General features: G+C 67.1%; 12 protein-coding genes. 9 read left to right on the plus strand and 3 right to left on the minus strand.

Annotation, left to right across the window (positions count from 1 at the left end; genetic code table 11):
* The coding region (gene gltB / locus B1964_RS00680; RefSeq protein ID WP_079928420.1) for a glutamate synthase large subunit at positions 1-2,933 on the plus strand (2,933 nt) is incomplete at its 5' end.
* Entirely contained in the window at positions 2,926-4,380 is a 1,455-nt protein-coding gene (locus B1964_RS00685; RefSeq protein ID WP_006369127.1) for a glutamate synthase subunit beta, read from the plus strand. The genes gltB and B1964_RS00685, both read left to right, overlap by 8 nt.
* A gap of 94 nt (positions 4,381-4,474) precedes the next feature.
* On the opposite strand, the gene B1964_RS00690 is transcribed toward B1964_RS00685, so the two are convergent.
* Entirely contained in the window at positions 4,475-4,915 is a 441-nt protein-coding gene (locus B1964_RS00690; protein ID WP_079928421.1) for an SRPBCC family protein, read from the minus strand.
* A gap of 133 nt (positions 4,916-5,048) precedes the next feature.
* Here B1964_RS00690 and B1964_RS00695 point away from each other — a divergent pair, with 133 nt between their 5' ends.
* A complete protein-coding gene (locus B1964_RS00695; protein WP_006369129.1) occupies positions 5,049-5,948 on the plus strand; it encodes a cutinase family protein in 900 nt (299 codons plus the stop codon).
* Between the two features lie 172 nt (positions 5,949-6,120).
* On the plus strand, positions 6,121-6,270 hold the full coding sequence (locus tag B1964_RS30300; protein ID WP_014358404.1) for a hypothetical protein: 150 nt from the start codon (positions 6,121-6,123) through the stop codon (positions 6,268-6,270).
* A 54-nt stretch (positions 6,271-6,324) separates the two neighbouring features.
* Here B1964_RS30300 and B1964_RS00700 read toward each other — a convergent pair whose 3' ends face one another.
* Positions 6,325-6,537, minus strand: a complete 213-nt coding sequence (locus B1964_RS00700) for an RNA-binding S4 domain-containing protein (protein WP_006369130.1) — start codon at positions 6,535-6,537, stop codon at positions 6,325-6,327.
* Positions 6,538-6,601: 64 nt separating this feature from the next.
* Here B1964_RS00700 and lysX point away from each other — a divergent pair, with 64 nt between their 5' ends.
* The 4 genes from lysX (at position 6,602) to B1964_RS00720 (ending at position 13,567) form a co-directional block, all read left to right on the plus strand.
* The gene (gene lysX / locus B1964_RS00705) at positions 6,602-10,003 is read left to right on the plus strand and encodes a bifunctional lysylphosphatidylglycerol synthetase/lysine--tRNA ligase LysX (protein ID WP_020172722.1); all 3,402 of its coding nucleotides are present in this window, start codon (positions 6,602-6,604) and stop codon (positions 10,001-10,003) included.
* A gap of 168 nt (positions 10,004-10,171) precedes the next feature.
* Positions 10,172-10,669 (plus strand): ribonuclease E activity regulator RraA, encoded by a 498-nt coding sequence (gene rraA / locus B1964_RS00710; RefSeq protein ID WP_006369132.1) that lies wholly within the window; start codon positions 10,172-10,174, stop codon positions 10,667-10,669.
* A 41-nt stretch (positions 10,670-10,710) separates the two neighbouring features.
* Positions 10,711-12,267 (plus strand): succinic semialdehyde dehydrogenase, encoded by a 1,557-nt coding sequence (locus B1964_RS00715; protein ID WP_276113844.1) that lies wholly within the window; start codon positions 10,711-10,713, stop codon positions 12,265-12,267.
* Between the two features lie 106 nt (positions 12,268-12,373).
* Positions 12,374-13,567: a CapA family protein gene (locus B1964_RS00720; RefSeq protein WP_020172720.1), complete on the plus strand. Its 1,194-nt coding sequence runs from the start codon at positions 12,374-12,376 to the stop codon at positions 13,565-13,567.
* Between the two features lie 3 nt (positions 13,568-13,570).
* Here B1964_RS00720 and B1964_RS00725 read toward each other — a convergent pair whose 3' ends face one another.
* Positions 13,571-14,074 (minus strand): hypothetical protein, encoded by a 504-nt coding sequence (locus B1964_RS00725; protein ID WP_231386813.1) that lies wholly within the window; start codon positions 14,072-14,074, stop codon positions 13,571-13,573.
* Between the two features lie 366 nt (positions 14,075-14,440).
* Here B1964_RS00725 and B1964_RS00730 point away from each other — a divergent pair, with 366 nt between their 5' ends.
* A complete protein-coding gene (locus tag B1964_RS00730) occupies positions 14,441-16,513 on the plus strand; it encodes a glycosyltransferase family 39 protein (protein ID WP_079928423.1) in 2,073 nt (690 codons plus the stop codon).
* The last annotated feature ends 39 nt before the right edge of the window (positions 16,514-16,552 follow it).

Raw genomic sequence — 16,552 nt, forward strand, 5'->3', positions numbered from 1 at the left:
ACCCGAGCCCGCAGTCGTGTCGGCAGATCGTGCTGCCGACACCGGTTCTCGACAACGACCACCTCGCCAAGCTCGTCCGGATCAACGACGACCCGAACCTCCCGGACTTCCGCAGCGCCCACATCCACGGCCTGTACCCGGTCGCCGAGGGCGGCGCCGGTCTGCGTGCGGCCCTCGACGAGGTCCGCACCAAGGTCAGCGCGGCGATCGCCGACGGGGTGAACCTGATCATCCTGAGTGACCGCGAATCCGACGAGACGCTGGCCCCGATCCCGTCGCTGCTGCTGACCGCGGCCGTGCACCACCACCTGGTGCGCGAGCGCAAGCGCACCCGCGTCGGACTGATCATCGAGTCCGGTGACTGCCGTGAGGTCCACCACGTCGCCACCCTCGTGGGATTCGGTGCGGCGGCGGTCAATCCGTACATGGCCTTCGAATCGATCGAGGACATGGTGGAGCGGGGCGCGTTGGGCGACATCGACTTCGAGACCGCCCGCGCCAACTACATCAAGGCCGCGAGCAAGGGCGTGCTCAAGGTGATGAGCAAGATGGGCATCTCCACCCTCGCCTCCTACACCGGCGCACAGCTGTTCCAGGTCATCGGCATCAACCAGGACACCGTCGACGAGTTCTTCACCGGGCTGCGCAGCCAGCTCGGCGGAATCGGTCTCGACGAGATCGCCGCCGACGTCGCCGCCCGACATGCGTTGGCGTTCAACGACCGTCCCAGCGAGCGGGCCCACCGCGAACTGCCGGTCGGCGGCGAATACCAGTGGCGCCGTGAGGGCGAGTACCACCTGTTCAACCCCGACACGGTGTTCAAGCTCCAGCATTCGACGCGCACCGGTCAGTACAAGGTGTTCAAGGAATACACCAAGCTCGTCGACGACCAGTCGCGCAAGCTCGCGACGCTGCGCGGTCTGTTCGACTTCAACTTCGGTGACCGCGACCCGATCCCGATCGACAAGGTCGAATCGGCGCGCGAGATCGTCAAACGCTTCTCCACGGGTGCGATGAGCTTCGGCTCGATCTCGGCCGAGGCGCACGAGACCCTCGCGATCGCGATGAACCGGCTCGGTGGACGCTCGAATTCCGGTGAGGGCGGCGAGGATCCGCGTCGGTTCCACCATGACGAGAACGGTGACTGGCGCCGCAGCGCGATCAAGCAGGTCGCGTCGGGCCGTTTCGGTGTGCACTCGCACTACCTGAGCAACTGCACCGACATCCAGATCAAGATGGCACAGGGCGCCAAGCCCGGCGAGGGCGGCCAGCTGCCGCCGCACAAGGTGTACCCGTGGGTCGCCGAGGTGCGAGGCTCCACCCCCGGTGTCGGGCTGATCTCGCCGCCGCCGCACCACGACATCTACTCGATCGAGGATCTCGCCCAGCTGATCCACGACCTGAAGAATGCGAACCCGCAGGCGCGCATCCACGTCAAGCTCGTCAGCGAGATCGGCGTGGGCACCGTCGCCGCGGGTGTGTCCAAGGCACACGCCGACGTCGTGCTCATCTCCGGGCACGACGGTGGCACCGGCGCTTCGCCGCTCACCTCGCTCAAGCACGCGGGTGCGCCGTGGGAGATCGGTCTGGCCGAGACCCAGCAGACGTTGCTGCTCAACGGTCTTCGCGATCGCATCTCGGTACAGGTCGACGGTCAGCTCAAGACCGGACGCGACGTGGTGGTCGCCGCGCTGCTCGGCGCCGAGGAATTCGGGTTCGCCACCGCCCCACTGGTGGTGTCGGGTTGCATCATGATGCGCGTGTGCCACCTCGACACCTGCCCCGTGGGCGTGGCCACCCAGAATCCGTTGCTGCGTGAGCGTTTCACCGGCAAGCCGGAGTTCGTGGAGAACTTCTTCCTCTTCATCGCCGAGGAGGTCCGCGAGTTGCTGGCCCGTCTGGGCTTCCGCACCCTGCAGGAGGCGGTCGGCCACGTCGAGGCCCTCGACACCGGAAAGGCGCTGTCGCACTGGGGTTCGGCGAAGGCCGGCAAGCTCGACCTGTCCTCGGTGCTCGCCGAGACGGAATCGCCGTTCATGAACCAGGACCTGTACTGCTCCGGCGTGCAGGATCACGGTCTCGACAAGGCTCTCGATCAGCAGTTGATCGCGCAGAGCCGGGAGGCGATCGACCACGGTACCCGGGTGAGCTTCTCGTCGAAGATCACCAACGTGAACCGCACCGTCGGCACGATGCTCGGCCACGAGGTCACCAAGGCCTATGGCGCGCAGGGTCTCCCGGACGGGACGATCATGATCGACTTCACCGGCTCGGCGGGCAACAGCTTCGGTGCGTTCGTGCCCAAGGGCATCACGCTGCGCCTCGAGGGCGATGCCAACGACTTCGTCGGCAAGGGACTCTCGGGCGGCCGCATCGTGGTGCGTCCGGCGCGCAACGCCCCGGACGGGTTCGTCGCCGAGGAGAACATCATCGCCGGCAATGTCATCGGGTTCGGTGCGACGGCGGGCAAGATCTTCTTGCGCGGTGTGGTCGGCGAGCGGTTCTGTGTGCGCAACTCGGGTGTCACCGCGGTCGTCGAAGGCGTCGGCGACCACGGCTGCGAGTACATGACGGGCGGTCGTGTGGTGGTCCTCGGCGGCACGGGGCGCAACTTCGCCGCGGGCATGTCCGGCGGCATCGCCTACGTGTACGACCCGCAACAGAACTTCGCCGACAACCTCAATCCCGAACTCGTCGAACTCGACCCGCTCGACGACGACGATCTCGAGTTCCTCGCGGGCATCATCACCGAGCACCGCGACGAAACCGAATCACCGGTCGCCGCAGCACTGCTCGAGCAGTGGGAGACCACGCAGACGCAGTTCGCCAAGGTGATGCCGCGCGACTTCAAGCGTGTGCTGGCAGCCGCCGCGGACGCCGAGCGAGATGGACGAGACGTGAACGAAGCGATCATGGAGGCCGCACGTGGCTGACCCCAGAGGATTCCTCAAGCACACCGAGCGGGAGTTGCCCGACCGTCGTCCGGTCGACCTGCGCCTGCTCGACTGGAAAGAGGTCTACACCGACTTCGACAAGGACCACCTGCAGACACAGGCCAGCCGGTGCATGGACTGCGGTATCCCCTTCTGCCACAACGGCTGTCCGCTGGGCAACCTCATTCCCGAGTGGAACGACCTGGTGTACAAGGATCGGTGGGACGACGGGATCGAACGTCTGCACGCCACCAACAACTTCCCGGAGTTCACCGGGCGGTTGTGCCCGGCGCCGTGCGAGGCGTCGTGCGTGCTCGGCATCAATCAGCCGCCGGTCACCATCAAGCAGGTGGAGGTCGAGCTGATCGACAACGCCTGGGACAGTGGACTGGTCACCCCGGTGCTGCCGACCGAGCACACCGGCAAGAACATCGCCGTCGTCGGGTCCGGGCCCGCGGGACTGGCCGCCGCACAGCAGCTCACCCGCGCCGGTCACACCGTCTACGTCTACGAGCGGGCCGACCGCATCGGCGGCCTGCTGCGCTACGGCATCCCCGAGTTCAAGATGGAGAAGCGCCACATCGACCGTCGTCTCGAGCAGATGAAGGCCGAGGGAACGGTGTTCCGCACCGGTGTCAACGTCGGGGTCGACATCACCGTCGCGCAGCTGCGTGAGGACTTCGACGCCGTCATCCTTGCGATGGGCTCGACCATCGGTCGCGATCTGCCGATCGAGGGCCGCGAACTCGACGGCATCCACCAGGCGATGGAGTTCCTGCCGCAGGCCAACCGCGTACAGCTCGGCGACACCGTCGACGGCCAGATCACCGCGAAGGGCAAGAAGGTCGTCATCATCGGCGGCGGCGACACCGGCGCCGACTGCCTCGGTACCTCGCTGCGTCAAGGCGCCGAGATCGTGCACCAGTTCGAGATCATGCCGCGTCCGCCGCAGGAGCGCGCCGAGTCCACCCCGTGGCCGACCTACCCGTTGATGTACCGCGTCTCCTCGGCCCACGAGGAGGGCGGCGAGCGGGTGTTCTCGGTCAACACCGAGATGTTCGTCGGCGAGAACGGCAAGGTCACCGGCCTCAAGGCACACGAGGTGGTCATGCGTGACGGCCGCTTCGAGAAGGTCGAGGGCAGCGACTTCGAGCTCGAGTGCGACCTGGTGCTGCTCGCGATGGGCTTCGTCGGACCCGAACGCACCGACCTGCTCGACAAGCTCGGCGTCGAATACGACCAGCGCGGAAACATCAAGCGGGATGACGAGTTCCGGGCGGTCGGCCAGGAGAACGTCTTCGTCGCCGGCGACGCCGGCCGCGGTCAGTCACTGATCGTGTGGGCCATCGCCGAGGGGCGTTCGGCCGCGGCGGCCGCCGATCAGTACCTGGCCGGTCGCACCGATCTGCCCGCTCCGATCTACCCCACGCAGGTCGCCCAGCGCTGAGGCACACGATCACGACGACCGGTGGTCGGCGGTCCCGCACGGGGCGCCGGTCACCGGTCGAGTCGTCTGCGGAGGCAGGCTCACCAGGCGGAGATCAGTTCGACCGGCCTTCGAGGGCCTTGGTCATCTCCTTGGGCACCGAGTCGGCGAGGCGGTTGAAGATGACCCCGAAGATCGGTTCGGCGATGGCGCCGAATCGCTGGAAATCGACGGTGGCCGCATAGGTGATCGAGGTACGTCCGTTGCCGGCGTCGGTGAACGAGAGGTCGTCGGTCGTCGTGGCGGTCTTGTTGGAACCGGTGAACACGACGTGGTCGGGGTCGTCGCGGGTGAGTTCGTAGGTGAGCTCGGTGGAGATGCCGTACAGCTTGGTCTTGTTGTGCCAGGTGGTGCCGAGACCGATTGGGCCCCGGGTGTTTTGCGTGCATTCGACGGTTCCCGGATCCCATTCCGCGGCATTGGCGAAGTCGCGGAGATAGGTGACGACCTGGTCGCGGGGACGGTCGACGGTGAAGGTGCGCGAGACGTTGACCACAGCATGGCTCCTTTGTCCGATAAGCGGTGTCGTTCACCGGTATTTCGTCGCCGAAGGGTTTGCGGACCGTCTCCCCGGTCCTAAACTCGTTCGGGTATTGGTCGGTGGTCGCGGGTCTGCGGGGACCCGGCCGATGGCCACGATTGAAGGGGAGGCGCTCGTGCGCAAGCTGTTTGTGATGGTCCTGACCCTGCTCATCGCGGCGATCGGCGCGGTCGCGGCGGGCGGCACGGCGCACGCCGCCGACTGTCCGCGGCTCTATGTCATCGCGGTACCGGGCACATGGGCCGACGGACCCGGACTGCTCGGCGACGTGACCTCCGGCCTCGGCGCCGACACCCAGGTCGCCTACGTCCGCTACGACGCGACCGCATTCCCCTGGGAGAAGGCGATCTACGGTAAGTCCAAGGCGCAGGCGGTCTCGAACGTGACCGGCCTCGCGGTCACCATGTTGCGACGCTGCCCGGCCACCAAGATCGCGCTGACCGGCTACAGCCAGGGTGCCGACGCCGCCGGCGACTTCGCCTCCGAGGTCGGCGCGGGCACCGAGCGGGTGCGTCCACAGCAGGTCGCCGGGGTGGTGCTCCTCGCCGATCCGCGTCGTTCGTCGAAGGATCCGCTGGTGGGACCCCCGCTCACCGGCCAGGGCAGTGGCGGACCCCGCATCGGCGGCATGGGATGGCTGACGCCGGTCACCCGGCAGATCTGCGTGCCGAGCGACCTCTACTGCAACACCCCGCGCGACTACTACGTCACGCGCGTCGTCGGCTACCTCGCCGAGACGAGTGATCCGACGCCCAGCCAGTACGGCCAGTACCAGCTCGAGGCGGCGGCGATCGTCAACGAGATGCTCACCCAGGGTGGCCCCGGCCGGATCGTGCAGGAGTTGAGCAACGCGCGGGCGCGTGAGCAGATCATCGAGTTCAACAAGTTCATCCAGTCGGGATCGCACGGTGACTACGCGACGTTCCAGGTCAAGCCGGGAGTGACGGCGGTGCAGTGGGCGCACGACTACCTCGCCGGACTGGCGTGATCTTCGCCACGTCGTGATCTTCCGCAGGTCACCGGGTCGCGCGTCGCTACCAGGACGGTAACGATTTCCGTGTCATCATCGACGTACACGGGTGTGGTTGCGAGTTGGAAAACCGCCGCTACAGTAAGACGAAGTCAGTATCCGTTGTATTGATTCAGGGAAGCGTTGAGTCATGAAGTTGGCTGAGACACTCCACGGACCCCGTCGACCCGCCCGGCTCGGGGCGCTGTCCATCCGACGCACCCGCCGTCAGGCACGAATGTTCCCGGCCGAAGCCGAACGACTGATCACCGCTGCTGAACTCCGTCGGCTCCACGGCTGAATCGACTCCACGGCTGAGCCGGGGCCGACCGCCGTTGCGCCCGGCCGGTGGGACTCACCCCGCCGAGACACGCGCGGACTGCCCGCCCAATTCGACGACGTCGCCGACGACGAGCTGACGACCGCGTCGGGTCTCCACGTCACCGTTGACACAGACCAATCCGTCGGCGATGACCTCCTTGGCCTCCGCACCGGAGTCGATGAGGTTGGCCAGCTTCAGGAACTGGCCGAGCCGGATGACCTGATCACTGATCGCGACGTCGAACACACCGCCATCCTGGCAGACGGCAAGCGTTCCCGGCGAGCCGAACCGCGCACTAAGGTTGTCTGTCATGGCGGTCGAGACCGGAGTGCAGCAGGCCCCCGACGACGAGAAGCAGCACGGATCGGTGCCGCCGGATCGGACAGCGGCCGAACGCCGTTCGGCTGATCTGCTCGACCAGATCCGGCATCCACGGGGTTTCGGGCACAACGCGCCGCGGATCGCCGGCACCGTGGTGGGCGTCATGGCGGCAATTGCGTTGGCGTCGAGCGTTTTTCCGTTCTTCCGGCATTGGATTCACGTTCCTCGTGACTACGTCGACAACTACATCGTCGCGATGCCGGAGACGAGCTTCGCTTGGGCTTATGTGCTGGCATTGGTGGCGATCGCACTCGCCGCCCGCAAGCGCATCGCCTGGTGGATCTGCGTCATCCTGCTGGTGCTGTTCATGCTCACCAACGCACTGCTCCTGATCCCGGCGATCGGCTCCGATCTGGACATGACCCGCACCGAGCGGATCAACACCGGGATCGGGCTGGCGATACAGGTGGCCATCCTCTTCTTCCTGGTTCTCACGTTCCGGCAGTTCTACACCCGGGTCCGCCGCGCCGCGTTGCTGCGTGCGCTCGGTGTGCTGATCACCGGGCTGGTTGTTGCCACCATGCTGGGCTGGGGTCTGGTGGTGCTGGTACCCGGCAGCCTGGAGTCGGGGGAGCGTCTGCCGTATGCGTTCAACCGCGTCGTCGCCTTCGCGACCATCGATCAGCGCACCTTCGACGGCCACCACACCCATCCGTGGATCAACGGGCTACTGGGACTGTTCGGGGCTCTGGCCCTGATCGCCGCCGCGATCGTGCTGTTCCGGTCTCAGCGGCTCAAGTCGCTGATCACCGCGGAGGACGAACGACTGATCCGCGCGCTCATCGACCGGTTCGGCGACGACGACTCGCTGGCCTACTTCTCCACCCGCCGCGACAAGGCCGTGGTGTTCTCGCTCGACGGTCGGGCGGCGATCACCTATCGCGTCGAACTCGGCGTCGGACTGGCCGGCGGTGATCCGATCGGCGACCCGGACTCGTGGTCGGGGGCGATCGCGGAGTTCCTGACGCTGTGCGAGCGGTACGGCTGGCATCCGGCGGCGATGGGCGCCAGCGAGCGCGGCGCCGAGGCATACGACGCGGCGGGTTTCGGCACGCTCAACATCGGTGACGAGGCGATCATCCACACCCGCGACTTCACGCTGTCGGGACCGGCGATGAAGAGTGTGCGCCAGGCGGTCACCCGTAATCGGCGGGCCGGGGTCACCGTACGAATCCGACGGCACAGCGAATTGTCGGACGCACAGATGGCCGAGGCGATCGCCCGCGCCGACGCGTGGCGCGACACCGACGAGGAACGCGGCTTCGCGATGGCACTCTCGCGACTCGGCGACCCCGCCGATGGCAACTGCCTGCTCGTCGAGGCGATCCAGAACGAGGGCACCGACGACGAGAAGGTCATCGGCTTGCTGTCCTTCGTCCCGTGGGGTCGGCGTGGGGTCTCGCTCGACCTCATGCGCCGCGACCGCAACGGCGTCAACGGCGTGGTGGAGACGATGGTCGTCGAGCTGTGTCAGCGTGCCGAACAGGTCGGCGTCACCGACATCTCCCTGAATTTCGCGACGTTTCGCGCCTTCTTCGAGCATGGCGGGCAGATCGGTGCCGGACCGGTGATGCGGGCGAGTTACTCGGCGTTGATGTTCGGCTCCCGGTTCTTCCAGATGGAGTCGCTCTATCGCTCCAACGCGAAGTACCTGCCGGATTGGCAGCCGCGGTACCTGTGCTTCGAGGACGCCCGGATGCTCCCGCGTGCCGGGCTGGCGAGCATCGTCACCGAGGGTTTCGTGCGGCTGCCGCGCTTCGGCCGCAAGGAACAGTACGAAGCCGGCGAGCCGTCGGTACCGCAGGGAGTCGACGTCGACGCGCTCGTCGCGCAGTTCGCCGAGGAAGCCGATCAGCAGGCGGTCTCCGTGCATCGGCCCGAGCAGGTCCGGGTGCGGATGGCCAAGCTCGATCGGCTCATCGCCGAGGGCTTCGACCCGTACCCGCCGGCCGACGCGCCCACCCACACCATCGCCGCGGCCCGGGAACTACCGCAGGGCACCCAGGTCACCATCGCCGGCCGCATCACCCGGTTGCGCGACTTCGGCAAAGTGATCTTCGCCGACCTCCACGACTGGTCGGGGCAGGTGCAGTTGCTCATCGAGGATTCCCGGATCATTCCGGGCACACCGGATTTCGGCTCCGATGTGGACCTCGGTGATCTCGTCGAGGTGCGTGGCATGCTCGGCGAGAGCCGCAAGGGCGAGCTGTCGGTGCTGATCGACGCGTGGCGGATCAACGGCAAATGCCTGCGTCCGCTGCCCGACAAGTGGGCCGGTCTGATCGACCCGGAAGCCCGTGTGCGCCAACGCTATCTGGACCTGGCGACCAACGCCCGCAGCCGGGACCTGCTCAAGACCCGCAGCGTCGTCGTCAAAGCGCTGCGCGACTTCCTCGCCACCCGGGATTTCCTGGAGGTGGAGACGCCGATCCTGCAGCGAATCCACGGCGGCGCCAACGCCACCCCGTTCCAGACGCACATCAACGCCTACAACCTCGACCTCTATCTGCGTATCGCACCCGAGCTGTACCTCAAGCGGCTCTGCGTCGGCGGGGTGGAGAAGGTCTACGAGATCGGGCGGAACTTCCGCAACGAGGGCGTCGACTTCAGCCACAACCCCGAGTTCACCAGCCTCGAAGCCTATGAGGCGCATAGTGATTACCTGAAGATGCTGGATCTGACCCGCGAGATGATCCAGTTCGCCGCGACCGCGGCGCACGGTGAGCCGGTGATCTACCGGACCGGTGACGACGGCACCGTCGAGCGCATCGACATCTCCGGTGACTGGCCGGTCAAGACCGTGCACGAGGTGGTCTCCGAGGGTGCCGGTGAGGAGGTCACGCCGGAGACGAGCGCCGAGGACCTGCGTCGGATCTGTGATCGGCTGGAGATCGCACACCGCCCCGACTGGGACGCGGGGGCGCTGGTGCTCGAACTGTATGAGCACCTCGGTGAGGACCGCACGACGTTCCCGACGTTCTACATCGACTTCCCCACGTCGACCTCGCCGCTCACCCGTGCCCACCGCAGCCGCGCGGGTGTCGCCGAACGGTGGGATCTCGTCGCCTGGGGCGTCGAGCTCGGCACCGCCTACACCGAGCTCACCGATCCGGTCGAACAACGCAAACGGCTGACGGCGCAATCGATTCTGGCCGCCGACGGTGATCCGGAGGCGATGGAACTCGACGAGGACTTCCTCGAGGCACTCGAATACGCGATGCCGCCCACCGGCGGACTCGGCGTCGGCGTCGACCGCGTCGTCATGCTGATCACCGGTCAGTCGATCCGCGAATCGCTGCCGTTCCCGTTGGTCAAGCCCGACGAGGGGTAACCGTCGTCGACGGCGCCCGGTTTCACGCCGACGGCGCTTGTCTCAACGCCGAGAGCGCTCGAGGACGCGTCGCGAAGGCGCTGTCGGCGAGGTGAAGGGCGCTGTCGGCGGGTTGGAGGGCGCTGTCGGCGGAGTAGGGGTCATTACCTGTTGGTTGCGGTTACACCTATGCTGGTCGGCATGAGTGAGCTCACCTTCACCCCGACCGCCGACCTGGTCGACGAGATCGGTGCCGATGTCCGTAGCTGCGACGTCCAGTTCACCCAGTACGGCGGCGTGCGCGAGTTCGTCGGCCGCGTGAGCACCGTGCGCTGCTTCCAGGACAACGCCCTTCTCAAGTCGGTGCTCGGCGAATCCAACCCCGGTGGTGTCCTCGTCGTCGACGGCGACGCGTCGGTGCACACCGCACTGGTCGGCGATCTGATCGCCGAACTCGGCCGGTCCAACGGCTGGGCCGGCATCATCGTCAACGGCGCGATCCGCGACGCGAAGACGATCGGCGGGATGGGGATCGGTGTGAAGGCACTGGGCACCAACCCGCGCAAGTCCACCAAGACCGGTGCAGGTGAGCGTGACGTGCCCATCGACCTCGGCGGCATCACCTTCGTCCCCGGCGACACCCTCTACTCCGACGACGACGGCATCGTGCTCGTCGCCGCCGTCTGACCGTCACACCCATCTCCCGATCGCTGACGAGGAGCGCACAGATCATGGCCCGACCCACTCCCGAATACTTCGCCCGTCTCGGTGCGCTCGTCGCCATCGACAACGCCGCCGACCGGCCCACCCGCCCGGTCCTCGAGGCGTTCAGTGGTGTCGAGATGGCCACCATCCCGGTCGGGACCGCCGCCGACCTCGAGACCGCCGTGGCCCGCGCCCGCGTCGCGCAGGAGGGCTGGGCCGCGCGCAGCCCGCAGGACCGCGCCAAGGTCCTCGACAAGTTCTCCGAGCTGGTGCACCGCAACGCGGCGTCGCTGATGGACATCGCGCAGGCCGAGACCGGCAAGGCGCGCGTCTACGCCCAGGAAGAGGTCATCGACGTCGCGCTGACCGCGCGGCACTACGCCACCGCGGGCCCCAAGATGCTCGCCGACCGCAAGGTCAAGGGCATCATCCCGGGCGCGACGAGTGTGCGGGTGCGATATCAGCCCAAGGGTGTCGTCGGCGTGATCAGCCCGTGGAACTATCCGCTGACCCTCGCGGTCTCCGACGCGGTGGCCGCGCTGCTCGCCGGCAACGGTGTGGTCATCAAACCCGACAGCCAGACCCCGTACTGTGCGCTGGCGCTGGCCGAACTGCTCTACGAGGCGGGCCTGCCGGCCGAGTTGTTCGCTGTCGTGCCGGGACCGGGAAGTGTTGTCGGACAAGCGATCGTCGCCACCACCGACTACGTCATGTTCACCGGCTCGTCGGCCACCGGCGCCACGCTCGCCGAGCAGGCCGGCCGACGTCTGATCGGCTTCTCCGCCGAACTGGGCGGCAAGAACCCGATGATCGTCACCGCGGGCGCCGACATCGACCGCGCCGTCGAGGGCGCCGCCCGCGCCTGCTACTCGAACTCCGGGCAGTTGTGCATCTCCATCGAGCGCCTCTACGTCGACGCGATCATCGCCGACGAGTTCATCGAGAAGTTCGGTGCATTCGTCCGCGGCATGCGCCTGGGCGCCACCTACGATTTCAGTGCCGACATGGGCTCGCTCGCCTCAGCCGCCCAGGTCGACACCGCCCAGGCACACGTCGACGACGCAGTGGCCAAGGGCGCCACGGTGATCGCGGGCGGCAAGCGCCGCGCCGACCTGGGACCGTTCTTCTTCGAGCCGACCGTGCTCACCGGCGTCACCGATGCGATGGAGTGCTTCGCCAACGAGACCTTCGGTCCGGTGGTGTCGGTGTACCCGGTCGACTCGATCGACGAGGCCATCAAACTCGCCAACGACACCGACTACGGACTCAACGCCAGCGTGTGGGCGGGCAGCAGTGACGAGGCCCAGCGGATCGCCGAGAAGCTGCGGGCCGGCACGGTCAACATCAACGAGGGCTATGCCGCGGCGTGGGCGTCGACGGCAGCCCCGATGGGCGGCATGGGCATCTCCGGCGTCGGACGCCGGCACGGCGAGGAGGGCCTGCTCAAATACACCGAGCCGCAGACGATCGCCGAGCAGCGGTTCATCGGCATCGATCGCGCACCCGGCATCCCGCAGGGCCTCTACCGCGCGGCGACGCCGTTCGCGATGCGCGCCCTGAAGTATCTGCCCGGTCGCTGATCGGATTCTCAAGCACTCGAACACCCGGGGTTCCGGCCCCTCCCGGGCCTGAAATCCCCTGATCAGCCGACACGCACACGGCGTGCCAATCCGGTTGGATGCAAGAGTGTTCGCGAGTGTGCGCCGACGTTCCGGCGTCTGGCTGGTCGTGGTGATCGGGGTCGTCGTCGGAGTGGTGGCGGCGTCGTCGGCATCGTCGACGACGGCTGCGCCGGTCGCACGGGTGGTGCCCGGGCCGGTTGCCGCGCCGCCGATGCCCCGTGCCCAGCAGCTCGTCCTGAGTTTCACCGGTGACAACATCCTGGGCACCGACGACAAGTTCTCCACGGCGACGTCGTTGCCGACGGTGTGGGCGGACAACGGGCGGCGGCCGGACTACTTCTTCCAGAACGTCAAGGCGCTGTTCGATGCGGACGATCTGACCGTCGCCAACTTCGAGGTGGCGCTCACGCGCCGCGGCACGCAGCGCTACAAGGGGGAGGGCGAGGTCTATCACTTCCACGGTGATCCGGCGCTCGCGGCGACGTTGCCCGCGGGCGGGATCGACGTGGTGACCGTCGCCAACAATCACACCTTCGATTACGGCCAGGTCGGTTTCGATGACACTCTCGCCGCGCTCCGGGGTGTCGGCGTGGAGTACTTCGGCACCGGTGACGAGAGTGAGGGGTCGGGGTACGACCTGGACAACCTGACCACGATCAAGGGCGTGAGGTTCGGCTTCGTCGGATACCAGGCGTGGACCGACAGCGCACAGATGCGTCGAAAACTGGTGTCGGACATCAAATCCCTGCGAGCCCGCGGCGCCGACGTGGTGATCCCGTTCATGCACTGGGGCATCGAGAGCGAACACGAACCGTACGGTGCGCAGACCGAGCTCGCCCATCTCGCGATCGATGCGGGCGCCGACCTCGTCGTCGGAACCCATCCCCATGTCATCCAGTCCATGGAGATCTATCGGGGCAAGCTGATTGCATACTCATTCGGCAACTTCGCCTTCGGTGGCAACAGCAACCCCACCGACAAACGCACCTTCATCCTGCAAACCCGCTTCGACATGGCCGGTACCGCGGTGCGCGGCGTCGATTTCCGGGTGATCCCGACGCGGGTGTCACGTACGGAGTCCTACAACGACTACGTCCCGACGCCGTACCCGCAGGCGCAGGCGGCGCAGGTCCTGACGTTCATCAACGGGCTCTCCCCGACGCTGAACGGCCGCGCCGCCAATGCGTTCGTGCCGGTGAACCCGAACAATGTCCCGACGACCCCGACACGGCCGGGTGGGGTCGGCGGACCGGGCTGAGGGTCAGCGAGAAGCCCAGCCGTTGGCGTTGCCCGCCTGCGACCACTCACGGTCCCACAAAACGTCGTGGATGCGCGCGACCCGGCGTCGAACCAGGGTGACCCCACTCATCACCAGCGCGAACATCGCACACCAGGCCAGTACACCCACCCAGACCGCACCCAGAACGCGTTCGGTGGGGCCGGGGTGATCCTGGAGCCGGGTGCCGTCCGGGGTGGTCCATGCGGGGGTGGTGGAGCCGTCCTTGGTGCCGCGGGGCACCGACGTCGAATCGGTGTGCACGCCCGAGGAATTGCGCCACGAGACGGTGGCGGTGGTCTCGACGGCGGTCGGATCCGAATCGGAGACGCTGACGACCGTGGCGGAGATGGGGATCGCGGCGTCGGCGCGGTCGGTGACCGAGCGATAGGTGGCATCGGCCGCCCACACGCTCAGTGGGATCGCCAGGAGAAGGATGACGACGGATGCGACGACCGCGGCGGCGATCATCCGATCGCCGCGTCGCATCAACGGATTGTGGGACCACGGTAGATACGCGGCCCTCCGCCGATACGACATCCGGTTGTCCATCATTACCTCGCGATCGCGAACACATTCACCTTCCACAATTCGCTTCGGTAACGGTTTTGACAAACGCGAAAGCCCAGGTAACGACGAAGTGTGAGCAACCCAACACCGCTCGCACGCTCACAGGCTTCTCCCAGTCGTCGTCCAGTCGGGGTGGAGAACCGGACATCATTCTTGAACCCGATGCAGTGCGCTGCCATGAACGAGGCAAGTGCACTGGCGGGGCGGATCGCCCGGCGTACGTCCACCCGGCAACACACGCAGTGAGCAACGGCGAGACGTGAAGGTCTCGCGACAGGAGGAATGATGACCGCAATTCTGGATCGGCCGAGTTCGTCGCCGCCATCCGACGACGCCGCCCCACCGAGCCATCGGCGCACCGGGCGACCGATGCCGTGGAGCAAGCTGAGCCTGACCGGCTTGCTGACCATCACCGGAGTTCTCTATCTGTGGAACCTCTCGGCCAGCGGCTACGCCAACACCTTCTACGCCGCGGCCGCCTGGGCCGGGTCGCAGAGCTGGCGTGCCTGGTTCTTCGGCGCGCTGGATCCGTCGAGCTTCATCACCGTCGACAAGCCGCCGGCCTCGCTGTGGGTCACCGGGTTGTCGGTGCGGATCTTCGGGATGAACTCCTGGGCGGTGCTCGCGCCGCAGGCGATCATGGGCGTCGCGTCGGTCGCGTTGATGTACGCGACGATGCGCCGTGTCATCGCCGATCCCCGCCAAGGCACCGCGGCCGGCCTCATCGCCGGCGCCGTGCTGGCGTTCACCCCGGCGGCCGCCCTGATGTTCCGCTTCAACAACCCCGACGCGCTGCTGGTGCTGTTGATGGTGGCCGCGGCCTACTGCACGGCGCGGGCGATCGCGACCAACTCGGGCCGCTGGCTGGCCCTGGTGGGTGTCGCGCTGGGCTTCGCGTTCCTCACCAAGATGATGCAGGGCCTGCTGGTGCTGCCGGCATTCGCGCTGGCCTACCTGCTGTTCGCGAACAACGGCTGGCTCAAGCGGATCGGGCAGTTGCTGCTCGCCGCGGTGGCGCTGGTGGTGTCGGCGGGCTGGTTCGTGCTGGTCACGATCCTCGTCCCGGCGAGCTCGCGGCCCTACATCGGGGGCTCCACCGACAACTCGTTCATGAATCTGGTGCTCGGCTACAACGGGCTGGGTCGCATCAGTGGCGGTAACGGCCCGGGTGGTGGCGGTGGTCCCGGTGGCGGGCAGGCCGGAGGCTCCTTCGGCGGCTCGACGGGTCTGAATCGACTGTTCGGTTCGGAGATGGGCAACGAGATCTCGTGGCTGCTGCCGGTGGCGCTGTTCGTGGTGGCCTTCGGGGTGTACCTGATGATCCGTAGCTTCCCGATCTTCAACTACCGCAACGGTGTTGACCGCGTCGAGTCCGGCGCCATCGTCACCTGGGGTGGCTGGCTGCTGGTGACCGGGATGATCTTCAGCTACATGAGCGGCACCATCCACCCGTACTACACCGTGGCGCTGGCCCCGGCGATCGGCGCGCTGGTCGGCATGGGATCGGTGTTCGCGTGGCGGCGGCGGGCGCACTGGGACGGACGCATCGCGATGGCCGCGATGATCGGGCTGGCCGCATGGTGGGCCATCGTGCTGCTCAATCGCAACGACTGGGGTCCGGTCTGGTGCCGGTGGCTGATCGGTGTGGTGGCCGTCATCGCCGTGGTCGGTGTGATCGCCGGAAGCGTGCTGGGTCTGAAGAAGGTGGTGGCCGCCTCGGTGCTGGCCGGTGCACTCGCCGGATTCGGTGGTACCGCAGCCTTTTCGATCGCGACCGCGGCCACCGCGCACAGTGGGTCGATCCCGACCGCGGTGCAGACCTCCTCGGCCGGTGGCGGTATGGGCGGACCCGGTGGCATGGGTGGCTTCAGCGGACGAGGTGGGCAGCACGGCTCGACGCAGGGTACCCAGGGGACCCCGCCGTCGGGGACTGTGTCCCAGAACGGTTCGGCCCAGAACGGTTCGGCCCAGAACGGTTCGGCCCAGAACGGTTCGGATCAGCAGGGACGACGTGGCGGTGGCATGAGTGGTTTCGGTGGCGACGTCTCGTCGAACAGCGATCTGGTCAAGCTGCTGCAGTCCACCAACGCCACCTGGGCGGCGGCGACCAACGGATCGCAGTCGGCGTCGGGGATCGAGATCGCGACCGGCAAGTCGGTGATGGCCATCGGCGGCTGGAGCAACGACCCCGCGCCCACGCTCGACGAATTCAAGAAGATGGTGTCGGAGGGCAAGATCGCCTACTACATCGGCGGATCGGGCGGCGGTCCCGGCGGCAATTCGGAGATCTCGACCTGGGTGTCGCAGAACTTCACCGAGATGACCGTCGGCGGGCAGACGGTGTACAAGCTGATCTGATCCCCTCGGTCTGATCACGCCCGCCAGACCACGGCAGGG

This window comes from Gordonia sp. i37 (genome assembly GCF_002043085.1).
Classification (GTDB): Bacteria; Actinomycetota; Actinomycetes; order Mycobacteriales; family Mycobacteriaceae; genus Gordonia; species Gordonia polyisoprenivorans.

Excerpts from the sequence above, each read along its gene's own strand:
- B1964_RS00695 (WP_006369129.1), top strand. The coding sequence starts at position 5,049 with ATGGCCACGATTGAAGGGGAGGCGCTCGTGCGCAAGCTGTTTGTGATG.
- B1964_RS30300 (WP_014358404.1), top strand. The coding sequence starts at position 6,121 with ATGAAGTTGGCTGAGACACTCCACGGACCCCGTCGACCCGCCCGGCTC.
- lysX (WP_020172722.1), top strand. The coding sequence starts at position 6,602 with ATGGCGGTCGAGACCGGAGTGCAGCAGGCCCCCGACGACGAGAAGCAG.
- rraA (WP_006369132.1), top strand. The coding sequence starts at position 10,172 with ATGCTGGTCGGCATGAGTGAGCTCACCTTCACCCCGACCGCCGACCTG.
- B1964_RS00725 (WP_231386813.1), bottom strand. The coding sequence starts at position 14,074 with ATGCGACGCGGCGATCGGATGATCGCCGCCGCGGTCGTCGCATCCGTC.
- B1964_RS00730 (WP_079928423.1), top strand. The coding sequence starts at position 14,441 with ATGACCGCAATTCTGGATCGGCCGAGTTCGTCGCCGCCATCCGACGAC.